The 12,926-nt window shown below is 69.3% G+C and carries 10 protein-coding genes; 3 read left to right on the top strand and 7 right to left on the bottom strand.

The features are described 5' to 3' along the window. The first annotated feature begins 58 nt into the window (after positions 1 to 58). Entirely contained in the window at positions 59 to 2,227 is a 2,169-nt protein-coding gene (locus ACWGKJ_RS17455) for a RecQ family ATP-dependent DNA helicase (RefSeq protein WP_385021510.1), read from the top strand. A 216-nt stretch (positions 2,228 to 2,443) separates the two neighbouring features. Further along, positions 2,444 to 3,076 (top strand): hypothetical protein, encoded by a 633-nt coding sequence (locus ACWGKJ_RS17450; RefSeq protein ID WP_385021513.1) that lies wholly within the window; start codon positions 2,444 to 2,446, stop codon positions 3,074 to 3,076. Positions 3,077 to 3,226: 150 nt separating this feature from the next. Here ACWGKJ_RS17450 and ACWGKJ_RS17445 read toward each other — a convergent pair whose 3' ends face one another. From ACWGKJ_RS17445 to ACWGKJ_RS17435, 3 genes are all read right to left on the bottom strand, one after another. Further along, positions 3,227 to 3,889: a hypothetical protein gene (locus ACWGKJ_RS17445; protein ID WP_385021516.1), complete on the bottom strand. Its 663-nt coding sequence runs from the start codon at positions 3,887 to 3,889 to the stop codon at positions 3,227 to 3,229. 96 nt (positions 3,890 to 3,985) lie between these two features. Then, complete coding sequence (locus ACWGKJ_RS17440) at positions 3,986 to 4,699, bottom strand: ribonuclease HII (RefSeq protein WP_385021519.1); 714 nt, start codon at positions 4,697 to 4,699, stop codon at positions 3,986 to 3,988. Positions 4,700 to 4,759: 60 nt separating this feature from the next. Further along, positions 4,760 to 5,386, bottom strand: coding sequence for a TetR/AcrR family transcriptional regulator (locus ACWGKJ_RS17435; protein WP_385021522.1), 627 nt, complete (start codon positions 5,384 to 5,386; stop codon positions 4,760 to 4,762). Between the two features lie 340 nt (positions 5,387 to 5,726). On the opposite strand from ACWGKJ_RS17435, the gene ACWGKJ_RS17430 reads away from it, so the two are divergent. Next, the gene (locus ACWGKJ_RS17430; protein WP_385021566.1) at positions 5,727 to 7,208 is read left to right on the top strand and encodes an MFS transporter; all 1,482 of its coding nucleotides are present in this window, start codon (positions 5,727 to 5,729) and stop codon (positions 7,206 to 7,208) included. A gap of 145 nt (positions 7,209 to 7,353) precedes the next feature. On the opposite strand, the gene ACWGKJ_RS17425 is transcribed toward ACWGKJ_RS17430, so the two are convergent. The 4 genes from ACWGKJ_RS17425 to ACWGKJ_RS17410 form a co-directional block, all read right to left on the bottom strand. Then, positions 7,354 to 8,283: an ADP-ribosylglycohydrolase family protein gene (locus ACWGKJ_RS17425; RefSeq protein ID WP_385021525.1), complete on the bottom strand. Its 930-nt coding sequence runs from the start codon at positions 8,281 to 8,283 to the stop codon at positions 7,354 to 7,356. A 12-nt stretch (positions 8,284 to 8,295) separates the two neighbouring features. Beyond that, a complete protein-coding gene (locus tag ACWGKJ_RS17420) occupies positions 8,296 to 8,955 on the bottom strand; it encodes a histidine phosphatase family protein (protein ID WP_385021528.1) in 660 nt (219 codons plus the stop codon). A gap of 106 nt (positions 8,956 to 9,061) precedes the next feature. Beyond that, positions 9,062 to 9,667 (bottom strand): YdbC family protein, encoded by a 606-nt coding sequence (locus ACWGKJ_RS17415; protein WP_385021531.1) that lies wholly within the window; start codon positions 9,665 to 9,667, stop codon positions 9,062 to 9,064. A gap of 330 nt (positions 9,668 to 9,997) precedes the next feature. After that, positions 9,998 to 12,874 carry a vitamin B12-dependent ribonucleotide reductase gene (locus tag ACWGKJ_RS17410; RefSeq protein ID WP_385021534.1) on the bottom strand — a complete coding sequence of 959 codons (2,877 nt, stop codon included), beginning with the start codon at positions 12,872 to 12,874 and terminating at the stop codon, positions 9,998 to 10,000. Positions 12,875 to 12,926 lie beyond the last annotated feature (52 nt).

The following is a 12,926-nucleotide window of genomic DNA, read 5'->3' as shown; positions in this document are numbered from 1 at the left end:
ATCCACAGGCAGGTCGGCACATTCGCCCATTGTCGGTGCGATCGGGTTGCATGGGGCCATGACCAACTCAGACCGCACCGCTCTCAGGGCATCGGCCGATTCCGTACTGGCCCGTCTCGTCGGCGACCACACCGGCGCCGCCACATTGCGCGAGGACCAGTGGCGGGCGATCGAGGCGCTCGTCGCCGACAAACGCCGGGCACTGGTCGTGCAGCGGACCGGCTGGGGCAAGTCCGCGGTCTACTTCGTGGCGACCTCGCTCCTGCGCGCGCAGGGCAGCGGCCCCACCGTGATCGTCTCGCCCCTCCTGGCGCTGATGCGCAACCAGGTGGAAGCGGCGGCACGCGCCGGCATCAGAGCGCGCACCATCAATTCCTCGAACACGGAGGAGTGGGAGACGGTCCAGGCGGAAGTGGCCGCGGGCGAGGTCGATGTGCTGCTGGTAAGTCCCGAGCGGCTGAACAATCCGGACTTCAGGGACGATGTGCTTCCCAAGCTGTCGGCGGCCACAGGTCTGCTCGTGGTCGACGAGGCCCACTGCATCTCCGACTGGGGTCACGATTTCCGGCCCGACTACCGGAGGCTGCGCACCATGCTCGCGGAGCTGCCGCCGGGAGTGCCCGTGCTCGCCACCACGGCCACGGCGAATTCCCGCGTCACCGCGGATGTCGCCGACCAGCTGGGGACAGGCGCGGGTACCGACGCCCTGGTACTGCGGGGTCCGCTCGACCGGGAGAGCCTGAGCCTGGGCGTCGTGCGGCTCCCGGATGCCGCGCACCGCCTGGCCTGGCTGGCCGACCACATCGACGAACTGCCGGGTTCGGGAATCATCTACACGCTGACGGTCGCCGCAGCTGAGGAGGTCGCCGCGTACCTGCGCCAGCGCGGCCACACCGTCTCCTCCTACACGGGCAAAACGGAGAACGCCGAGCGGCAGCAGGCGGAGGACGATCTGCTTGCCAACCGTGTCAAGGCCATCGTCGCCACGTCCGCGCTGGGCATGGGATTCGACAAGCCCGATCTCGGTTTCGTGGTGCATCTCGGTTCGCCCTCCTCCCCCATCGCGTACTACCAGCAGGTGGGCCGGGCCGGCCGCGGTGTGGAGCACGCGGAGGTGCTGCTGCTGCCCGGCAAGGAGGACGAAGCGATCTGGCAGTACTTCGCCTCCGTCGCCTTCCCGCCCGAGGAGCAGGTGCGGCGCACCCTCGACGTTCTCGCCCGGGCGGAGAGGCCCCTGTCGCTGCCCGCGATCGAGCCACTGGTGGAACTGAGGCGCACCCGCCTGGAGACGATGCTGAAGGTCCTCGACGTGGACGGCGCGGTGAACCGGGTGAAGGGCGGCTGGACCACCACGGGACAGCCCTGGACCTACGATGCGGAGCGCTACGCCTGGGTGGCCCGCCAGAGAGCTGCCGAACAGCAGGCGATGCGGGACTACGCGACCACGGACGCCTGCCGGATGGAGTTCCTGCGGCGCCAGCTGGACGACGAAGAGGCAGCACCCTGCGGTCGCTGCGACAACTGCGCGGGGGGCCGCTTCACCGCCGAGGTCTCCACCGCGGCACTCGACGGGGCGCGCGGCGAACTGAGCAGGCCGGGCGTGGAGGTGGAGCCCCGGAAGATGTGGCCGACGGGTCTGGCGGCGGTCGGCGTGGACCTCAAGGGGCGCATCGCCAAGGGCGAACAGGCTCTGCCTGGCCGGGCACTCGGCAGACTCTCGGACATCGGCTGGGGCAACAGACTGCGCCCGATGCTCGCACCACAGGCCCCGGACGGCCCGGTCCCGGACGCGGTGGCGGATGCGGTCGTGACCGTGCTGGCCGACTGGGCCCGGGGGCCGGGAGGATGGGCCTCCGGCGGACCGGACGCCCCGCCCAGGCCGGTGGGCGTCGTCACCATCGCCTCGCACACCCGGCCCCAGCTCATCGAGTCGCTCGGCCACCGCATCGCGGACACCGGGCGCATGCCCCTGCTCGGCCGGGTCGAGTACGCGCACTCTGCCCATGAGCGGATTCCGCCGAGCAACAGTGCACAGCGGGTGCGGGCCTTGCACGAGGCGTTCACCGTGCCACCCGGACTGGCGGCAGCACTCGCCTCTGCCGACGGTCCCGTTCTCCTGGTCGACGACCAGTCGGCGAGTGGGTGGACGCTCGCCGTGGCGGCCCGGCTGCTCTGCCGGTCCGGAGCGAAGGGGGTGTTTCCGCTGGTCCTCGCCGTACAGGGGTGACAGGAGGCGTCACCCGGGGCCCTGGTGGGCAGGGATGGACCAGCCACCCCTCAGATTCCCGTCAGCCGCGTGAATTGTTCGTTGCCGCCCGCCCGTGCGGCAGGAAGAATCGGGAGTGTTCCCCCGTACGGCCCGCCCGCGGTTCGGAAGGGCTGTGCCCCGGTGCGTCTCACCCGACCCTGCCCGCACCATGGGCGCGTATGCGAAGGGAGTACCGTGACCTTCGGATTCGCTCCGTCCGCCGCCCTGACAGCCTCCTCGACAGCCGTGTCCGCCGACTCGGGCAACCGGGCCGGGCGCCTGCTCGAACCTGCTGAGTGGGCCGCTGCGGGCATACCCCTGCTCCGTAGCCCTCGTGCCGTCGTCGGCGGACTGCACTCCAGACACCGCCCCACCGCTTCGACCGCCGTCGTGGCCGTGCTCAACCACGAGGAACGGCTCGTCGCCAGCGCCTCGTTCACCCGCCGTTCCGCCCCGGCGGACGGCTGGGACTTCCGTAACGCACTCCTTGATCATCTGCGCAGGGTCCTTCCGCACGACCTCCGCCGCCGCACGCCGGTCCGCACCGCCGTACTGCTCTACTGCCGTGAAGGGGACGAGCGGTGGACCGAGGAGGACGGGGCCTGGATGTGGGGGCTGCGCGATGCCTGCACACTGCATGGGCTGCGCTGCGGGGCGTACATCACGCTCACTCGGGGAGGCTGGCAGGTACTGGGCGAAGGCCGGGGCGGACGGCGGCCCAACCTGCTCTCCCGCCCGGCCGGCATCGGCGGCAGCGCGGAGAACTCTCCGCCGGCACCGCTGCGTTCAGGGGCACCGGCCGCGCTCCGCCGGGCTGCGGCCAGCTGACTGCGACGGCCCGTGGAGGGCCGACGACCGTCGTACCGGGGCCCGTTGGGGAACCAGTCGCGTTCGCGTACGCCGCAGACCGGTCGTACCGGACACGCCTCCGCCCGGCCTGCTCCTCGCGGAGACGGCCGGGCGGACGGGACGTACGGTTCAGACGCCCGCGCCGAGCACGGCGTTGACGCGCTGCGGGTCACCGCAGACGATCAGCAGTGCTCCCGCGTGCGTCCTGGCCGCGGGCAGTACCCGGGCCACGGATTCATCGGTTCCGCCGTTGAGCACCACCACCACGACGGGGCGGGCCTCAGCCCGTCCCACGGCGTCGGCGCTCGCGTAGAAGACGTCCTCACGGGCATCGTGCTGCGCCCAGTAGGCGGCTTCGCCGAAGGACAACTCGTGGGCCGCCCACGGGTGCTGCTCACCGGTGGTGAGCACCAGGACGTCACCCGGAGCGCGACCGGTGTCGAGCAGCAGGTCGACCGCTTCCTCCGCCGCGTCCAGCGCACCGTCCACCGGAGCGGGGATCAGCTGGATCTGCGGCGCGGAAGAGTCTCCCGCAGGGGTCTCAGGGCGGGTCTCCGGACGGTTGCCCGGCCGGTTCTCCGCACGCTGGGAAGAGGATGTCCGCTGCGTGGGAGGCGCGGTGGGCGCAGGCCTCGCAGCAGGACGGGGCCCCGGACGAGCGGGGCGTGGCACGGCCGCGGGTCGCGGGCCGGGTACGGGACGAGGGGTCGACGCTGTACGGCCGGCGGCCGGAGCAACGCGAGGACCCTGGGCACTCTCGTGAATCTGAGACTCCTCGGGGATGAGAGGCATGAATGGATGTCTATCAAACGGCGGCACACAAGGCACCACCGGGTGGGCACGTCAGTGCGATCCGGACGGAGTTTCCTCTGCCGGTGCGCTGAAAGTTCAGAAGTCGAACCCGAGTTGGCCCCCGCTTTCCAGCGCGACGGCCTCCGCGAGAGGACGGATCTTCTTCAGGTGCCGCCACTGCGGCAGCCCGTCCAGATAGGACCAGGAGAGCCGGTGGTGCGGGGTGGGCCCCCGCTCCTCCAGCGCGGATTTGTGCACGGGCGAGGGGTAGCCGGCGTTGTCCTCGAAGGCGAAGCCCTCGCACACATCGGACTCCGCCGCGGCGAGTTCGGCCATCATCGCGTCCCTGCGCACCTTGGCGATCACCGAGGCGGCTGCCACGGCAACGCACGACTGGTCGCCCTTGATCACCGTACGGACCCGCCAGGGAAGGCCGAGATAGTCGTGCTTGCCATCGAGGATCACCGCGTCCGGGCGGACGGGAAGTACTTCGAGGGCCCGCACAGCGGCGAGCCGCAGCGCCGCCGTCATCCCCAGATCATCGATCTCCTGCGGAGAGGCGTGCCCGAGCGCGAAGGCGGTGACCCACGACTCCAGCACCCCGGCCAGCTCCGTGCGGCGCTTCGGGCTGATCAGCTTGGAGTCGGTGAGTCCGGTCGGCGGTCGGCGCAGTCCGGTGACTGCGGCGCAGACGGTGACAGGGCCGGCCCAGGCCCCGCGCCCGACCTCGTCGACGCCGGCGACGGTCTTGGCACCCGTAGTGGCGCGCAGTGAGCGCTCGACGGTGTGCGTGGGTGGTTCGTACGGCATGGCGCCTGCCAGGTTACGCCGCCGGACACCTCCTGCGACACCCCGGTACCTCTCCCGAATTCAGCGACCGCTCCGGCGCAGCAGCGGCACCATCACTTCGTCGATCATCCGAGCGATGTCCTCATCGGGAAATTTGCTGCCGCACACCTTGGATCGGTACATCATCAACCCGGGGATCACATCGCAAATCAGATCGCCCACCGCATCCGAGCGGACATCACCACGCTTGATCCCGCGCCACACAACCTCTTTGAAGAGCTGCACGGACGGCTCGGCAACCCGCCTGATGATCAGCTCATGGAAGCGTTCCGCAGTGGAGTTGTCACACTCGTGAAGTACCGCACGCAGAGCAAACCCTGGCGTTGAGAACATCGCGTCACGGATCCCGCGGCACAGCTGATAGAGATCCTCGCGCACACTGCCGTGGTCGGCCGATGCCACCAGTTCGGGCAGCGCGGCCCGCAGTGCGTCGGCGACAAGGTCCTCCTTGGACGACCAGCGCCGGTAGACGGCCGCCTTCCCGGTCCTGGCCCGGGCGGCGACCCCCTCCATGGTGAGGGCGTTCCAGCCGACCGCGCTCAGCTGCTCCAGAGCGGCTTCAAGGATCGCCCGTTCCAGTACCGGCCCACGGCGGCGCGGCGCCCCCTGCCGCTCCCCCGCGTCATCCGTCGAGCGCGAAGCAACCATCAGTTCCACTCCGTCGAGACCGGCCGATCCACGTTCACTTGATCAAGATTCCAGTGTCTCCGATATCCCGATGCAGGTCGACTCCCCGCACAGCCACCGTCCGCCGAATCTGTATCTAGTGAACGCTTGCGTTCACTAATCCGGACTCGTTACTGTCCCGGCGGGGGACACACCGGAACACCAACTCGGCCCAGGGGGAAGCTCTGTGACTTCTGATCACATAAGAACGGCGGACCGGCCGGACCCGTCACCACGCGACGCATCCGCACCAGCCACGACAGAGTCAGCCGTACCGGGCCCACCGGCCCGAGGCCTCGGCGCCCGTCCGGCGCACGCCGGCATCGCACTCCTGGTCATCGCAGCCAGCCAGCTCATGGTGGTGCTCGACGCCACGATCGTGAACATCGCCCTGCCGCACATCCAGACCGCGCTCGGCTTCTCCACCAGCAACCTCACCTGGGTCATCAACGCCTACGCGCTCACGTTCGGCGGGCTGCTCCTTCTCGGCGGCAGGGCCGGTGACCTGCTGGGACGCCGGCGGATGTTCATCACCGGCATCCTGCTCTTCACCCTCGCCTCACTGCTCGGCGGATTCGCCCAGGAGCCCTGGCAGCTGCTCGCCGCCCGCGCACTGCAGGGGGTCGGCGGCGCCATCGCATCGCCCACCGCTCTCGCCCTGGTCGCCACGACCTTCCCCGAAGGGCCCGAACGCAACCGCGCGTTCGGCGTCTTCGCCGGTGTGTCTGCGGGTGGTGGCGCACTGGGCCTGCTGGCCGGTGGCATGCTCACCGACTGGCTCGACTGGCGCTGGGTGCTCTTCGTCAACGTACCGATCGGCCTGTTCATCGCCCTGCTCGCGCCCCGGTTCATCACCGAGTCCGCACGCCACCCCGGCCGCTTCGACATCGCCGGGGCCGCCACCTCGACCGCCGGCATGGCCGCTCTCGTGTACGGGTTCATCCGTGCGGCCGACGACGGCTGGAGCGACTCGGTGACCGTGGGGTCCTTCATCGCTGCCGTCGTACTGCTCATCACGTTCATCGCCGTGGAACGCCGCTCCGCCCAGCCCATCACCCCGCTGCGGATGTTCGCCGACCGCAACCGGGCGGGCACGTACATCATGATGCTCAGCCTGGCCGCCGCCATGTTCGGGATGTTCTTCTTCATCGTGCTGTTCGTGCAGAATGTGCTGCACTACAGCCCCGTCAAGGCCGGGCTGGCGTTCCTGCCGGTCACGGTCGCCATCGTGATCGCCGCCGGGCTCTCCACCCAGCTGCTGCCCAAGCTCGGCCCGAAACCCTTCATGGTGACCGGCACCGTGCTCGCCACGCTCGGGACCGGCTGGCTGACCATGATCGACCCCGGAAGCTCGTACACCGGCGGTGTCCTCGGCCCCATGATTCTCTTCGGCTTCGGTATGGGCCTCAACTTCGTCACGCTGACGCTGACCGCGGTCTCCGGGGTGGCCGACCACGAGTCCGGGGCGGCGTCCGGGCTGCTGAACACCACCCAGCAGGTGGGCGGGGCGCTCGGGCTCTCCATCCTGACCACGGTCTTCGAAACCGCGAGCCGCCATGAAGGCACCAAGCAGGCCGCGAAGTTCCTGGCCGCCGGGGCCCCCGAGCAGAAGGCGGCCTTCGCGAAGTCGCACATACTGCCCGCCCCGTGGGGCGACGCGGTGCTCGCCCACGGCATCGGCACCGCCTTCATCGCCGCCTGCGCTCTGGCCGCGCTGGCAGCGGTCACCGCTATATTCGTCATCCAGGTCCGCAAGAGCGACCTGGAAGCGCTCAGCGGGTCCGCGGGTCCCGGCGCGATCTGACCGGGTCCCAGCGGGGCTGCGGCGCGCTTACGCACTCGACGCGCCGCCTCCCCGTCGCCTCGGGAGCAATCGCCCTCAACTCGGAGCCACCGCCCTCACCGCGCCATGGGAACCTACGCGGAGCCCTCGCGGTGAGGGCGTCACCTCACGGCAGACGCGATGGCGTCCACTCCGGGAGTTCCTCGGTCTGCTCAAGCCACTCGGCGGGCGGCGCCCCGCCCGCCCCCGCGGCCACGACACCTCCCGCGATCGCGCAGGTCGTATCGGTGTCACCGCCGACCTGGGCCGTCGTCCAGAAGGTCCGCTCGAAGTCGCCGAGACCCCGCGCGGCCGACCACAGTGCGAACGGCACCGTGTCATGGGCGCTGGTCCGCCGGCCGCACCCCAGGACCGCGGCGACCGTCCCCGCGTCGTCGTAGTCCAGCATGTCCCTGGCACGGCGCAGCCCCGCACCCACCGCGCTGCGGGGCACGAGCGCGATCACGCCGTCCAGCAGCTCGGCGGCGGACGGAGGCCCGGCGGGGGCGGCGGCCAGGGCGGCAGCGGCAGCCACTGCCATGCTCCCCACCACCGCCTCACGGTGCTGATGTGTCGTGTACGCGGCGATCTCGGCCTGATGGGTGGCCTGCTCCGGATCGTGCGCGTACCAGGCGCCGAGCGGCGCGATCCGCATCGCGGCGCCGTTTCCCCACGAGCCCTGGCCGTTGAAGAGCCCACTGGCCAGTTCCCGCCAGTCGCCGCCTTCCCTGATCAGCCGCAGCATCCGGTTGACCGCCGGGCCGTAGCCCCGGTCGAAGTCATGGCGCGCGGCGAAGGAAGCGGCGAGGGCGTCCTGGTCGATCCGGCCCTGCGAGGCCAGTACGGCCAGGACCGAACAGGCCATCTCCGTGTCGTCGGTCCACTGCCAGGGGCCGGTGGGCGGCTCGCGCCGGGCCAGCAGCGGGTAGTGGAGGGGGACGAAGAACTGGGAACCCAGGGCATCTCCGACGGAAAGCCCGCGCAGGCTGGCCCGAGCGCGTTCGAAAGCCTCGGGAAGAGACCCGGAAACGGGAGGAGGAGTGGAGTCAGCGGTCATCTCACCTCCAGCCTAACCGGTGACGCCGTACGGTTCGGGTACGCGCCAGTGGTCGAACGGCCGGTCCAGCGTGTACTTGCCGTCCTCCCCCAGCACCAGCGTCCGCGACTCCCCGTTACCGGGGTTGGACAACGCCTCGAACTCCGCCACCGACCAGTGGAACCAGCGCATACAGAAGAGCCTCATCGTCAGCCCATGGGTGACCAGCAGGACGTTCGGCGGATGGTCGGGAGCCTCGAAGCTGCGGTGGAGGCTCTCCAGGAACGAACCGACACGGTCATAGACATCGGCCCCGGACTCCCCCTGCGCGAACCGGTAGAAGAAGTGACCGTAGGCGTCGCGGTACGCCTTCTGCAGACGCACGTCGTCGCGGTCCTGCCAGTTCCCCCAGTCCTGCTCACGCAGCCGGGGCTCCTCCCTGACCCGTACCCGTTCCGGATCGAGACCGAAGGCCCGGAAGGTCTCATGGGTCCGGCGGTAGGGCGAGACATAGGTGCTCACCTGTTCCCGGCCGAAGAGTTCCCGCAACCGCGCCCCGGTCGCCTCGGCCTGGCTCCAGCCGTTCATAGTGAGCTTCAGGGCGTGGTCGGGTTCGCGTTCGTACACCGTGTCATCAGCGTTTCCCTCCGACTCCCCGTGCCGGACGAGAACGATGCGTTGTGGTCGTGCCATGCCAAGACAGTAGATCGGATCGCCGCCGGGTGCGGCGGTCCCCCTCAGCCGGCCCGTACGGGCAGCCCCTCCCTGGGTTTGTACAGGTGGGGGCGCGCGGCGGCGGCTATACGGTCCAGGACGGCTCCAACTGCACGACGTCGCCCGCCAGCGCCGCCACATCGGCGTCGGTCCGGGCCCGCAGCGCCAGCCGCTCGATCCGCTCCGGCCGGTACTTCCCGCGCTCGGCCGCGGACTGCCACATCGAGAGCACCAGGAACTCGTCTCCTGGCGCCTCCCCGAACATCCCGCGCAGCATTCCGGGCGACCCCGCCATCGCCGGGTTCCAGACCTTCTCCTGCATCAGCGCGAAGTGTTCGGCCCGCTCGGAGTGCACCCGGCAGTGCGCGACCCTGACCACATCCGCGTCCCCGAAGCGGGGTTCGAAACCCGTCCGCACATCGAAGCGGTACTCGAAGAGCTTGGCCTGCGGGTCCTTGAACGTGCCGGCCTGAGCGGCGGCAAGCCTGTCATGCGCACGCGCCATGAACGAGTCGTAGAAGGGCCGGCTCTCCCAGAAGGCGAACACATGCGCCACACTCCGCCGTCTGCGGCTCCACCCGCCCCCCTGTCCCCGGAATCCCGGCTCACCCAGCAGCCCCGCCCACCTCCGCTGCCCCTGTTCGAACCCTCTGGGGTCTGTCACCGTGCAGCGAATCCACTTGACCAGCACCGCGCCATCGTACGGCCAGAAGAGTGACCCCGGTCATGGTCCGGGTGAGCACATCCGGATCTTCCGCCGCAAACATCCGGCCTGCGGGCAATACCGGTCACATAGATGGGAATTCCGGTCAACCGAGCAGCCACAGCGATCTGTTCACCTGCGTTCGCGCCGCACGCACACAGCCCGGCCGGCGTACGGGATCCGGCGGAGAACACGCCGTGCACGGGACCCGGCCCACGGAAAGAGGGCGCCGACCAGGTGGTCGACGCCCTCTCCGGAGCGCTTCAGTGCCCTCGGCAGCCCGTGCTCAGGGACACCTCAGCCGCCTTGCTGCCCGTGTCAGCTGCAGCCGCTGGTCGAGCCGCACCCCTCGCAGAGGTAGCAGCTGCCCGCCCGGCGCATCTTCGTACCGCAGGAGAAGCAGAGCGGGGCGTCGGCGTTCAGGCCCAGCGTGATCTCCATCAGTTCGGTCGAGTTGTGCGCCTGCTTGGGCGCGGGCACCTCGGCCGCGGCCTCCGGCTGCGGCTCGGCCGTCTTCGGAGCCTCCACCTGGCGCGGTGCGGACTGGGACAGTCCCTCCACGTCCACGTCGTCGTCGCCCGCCTCGTACGACCCGGTGTCCAGGTGGCGCTGACGCTCCGCCGCCGAGTGGATACCCAGCGCCGAGCGGGTCTCGAAGGGCAGGAAGTCGAGCGCCAGACGGCGGAAGATGTAGTCGACGATCGACTGCGCCATCCGTACGTCGGGGTCGTCCGTCATACCGGCCGGCTCGAAGCGCATGTTGGTGAACTTCGAGACGTATGTCTCCAGCGGGACGCCGTACTGCATACCGACCGAGACCGCGATCGAGAAGGCGTCCATCATGCCCGCGAGGGTCGACCCCTGCTTGGACATCTTCAGGAAGACCTCACCGAGGCCGTCGTCCGGGTAGGAGTTGGCGGTCATGTAGCCCTCGGCGCCGCCCACCGTGAAGGAGGTGGTGATACCGGGGCGCCCCTTCGGCAGGCGCTTGCGGACCGGGCGGTACTCGATGACCTTCTCGGTCTTCGGCTCCGTCTTCTCCTCTGCGGGCTTGGCCTTGGCCGAGAGCGGCTGACCGACCTTGGAGTTCTCGACGTAGACGGCGAGCGCCTTCGTGCCGAGCTTCCAGCCCTGGAGGTAGATCTCCTCGACGTCCTCGACCGTGCTGGAGGCCGGCATGTTGACCGTCTTGGAGATGGCACCGGAGAGGAACGGCTGGGCGGCCGCCATCATCCGTACGTGGCCCATGGGCGCGATGGAACGCTCGCCCATGGCGCAGTCGAAGACCGGGTAGTGCTCCGGCCTGAGGCCGGGGGCGTCGACGACATTGCCGTGCTCGGCGATGTGGGCGACGATCGCCTCGACCTGCTCCGGCTGGTACCCGAGACGCTTGAGCGCCTTGGGGACCGTGTTGTTCACGATCTGCATCGAGCCGCCGCCGACGAGCTTCTTGAACTTGACCAGGGCCAGGTCCGGCTCGACGCCCGTGGTGTCGCAGTCCATCATCAGGCCGATGGTGCCGGTCGGTGCGAGCACCGAGGCCTGCGCATTGCGGAAGCCGTTCTTCTCACCGAGACGCAGGACGTCCTGCCAGGCCTCGGTGGCCGCGGCCCAGACCGGGCTGTCCAGGTCGTCGGTGCGGGTGGCCGACGCGTTGGCGTCCGCGTGCTGCTTCATGACGCGCTTGTGTGCGTCCGCGTTGCGGGCGTAGCCGTCGTAGGGGCCGACCACCGCCGCGAGCTCGGCGGAGCGCTTGTACGAGGTACCGGTCATCAGCGACGTGATGGAACCGGCCAGTGCGCGACCGCCGTCGCTGTCGTACGCGTGGCCGGTCGCCATGAGCAGTGCGCCGAGGTTGGCGTAGCCGATGCCCAGCTGACGGAAGGCGCGGGTCGTCTCGCCGATCTTCTCCGTGGGGAAGTCGGCGAAGCAGATCGAGATGTCCATCGCGGTGATGACCAGCTCGACGACCTTGGCGAAGCGCTCGGCGTCGAACGACTGGTTGCCCTGGTCGTCGTCGCGCAGGAACTTCATGAGGTTGAGCGAGGCGAGGTTGCACGACGAGTTGTCCAGGTGCATGTACTCGCTGCACGGGTTGGACGCGGTGATCCGGCCCGACTCGGGCGAGGTGTGCCACCGGTTGATGATGTCGTCGTACTGGATCCCGGGGTCGGCGCAGACGTGCGCGGCCTCGGCCATCTTGCGGAAGAGCGCCTTGGCGTCGACCTTCTCGATGACCTCGCCGGTCATGCGCGAGCGCAGACCGAACTGCGATCCGGTCTCGACCGCGTGCATGAACTCATCGTTGACGCGGACCGAGTTATTGGCGTTCTGGTACTGGACGGACGTGATGTCGTCGCCGCCCAGGTCCATGTCGAAGCCCGCGTCGCGCAGGGCGCGGATCTTCTCCTCCTCCTTCACCTTGGTCTCGATGAAGGCCTCGACGTCCGGGTGGTCGACGTCGAGGACGACCATCTTGGCCGCGCGGCGGGTGGCACCACCGGACTTGATCGTCCCGGCGGAGGCATCGGCCCCGCGCATGAAGGAGACCGGCCCTGACGCGTTGCCGCCGGAGGAGAGCAGTTCCTTGGACGAGCGGATACGGGAGAGGTTCAGGCCTGCGCCGGAGCCGCCCTTGAAGATCATCCCCTCTTCCTTGTACCAGTCGAGGATCGACTCCATGGAGTCGTCGACCGAGAGGATGAAACAGGCGCTGACCTGCTGGGGCTGGGTGGTGCCGACGTTGAACCAGACCGGCGAGTTGAAGCTGAAGACCTGGTGCAGCAGCGCATACGTGAGCTCGTGGTCGAAGAGCTCGGCGTCCTCCGGCGAGGCGAAGTAGCCGTTCTCCTCGCCGGCCTTGCGGTACGTCTTCACCACACGGTCGATGAGCTGCTTGAGGCTGTTCTCGCGGTTGTCGGCGCCGACAGCACCGCGGAAGTACTTGCTGGTGACGATGTTGACCGCGTTCACCGACCAGAAGTCGGGGAACTCGACGCCACGCTGCTCGAAGTTGACCGAGCCGTCGCGCCAGTTGGTCATGACGACATCACGGCGTTCCCAGACGACCTCGTCGTACGGATGCACGCCGGGAGTGGTGTGGATGCGCTCGCTGCGCAGCCCCTGCCGATTAGCGGCCGCCTTGGATCCCTTTGCGCGGGAACCTCGTGCCGGGCCGCTCGCCGTCTCTGTCATGCCGCCTCCCATATGCGGGCTAAAACGCCCAAAAGTGCCCAGTTCTTCCCGT

It is taken from the genome of Streptomyces sp. NPDC054757 (assembly GCF_053612185.1).
The sequence above is the reverse complement of the archived record's forward strand: the minus strand, read 5'-3'. Positions and strand labels throughout refer to the sequence as shown.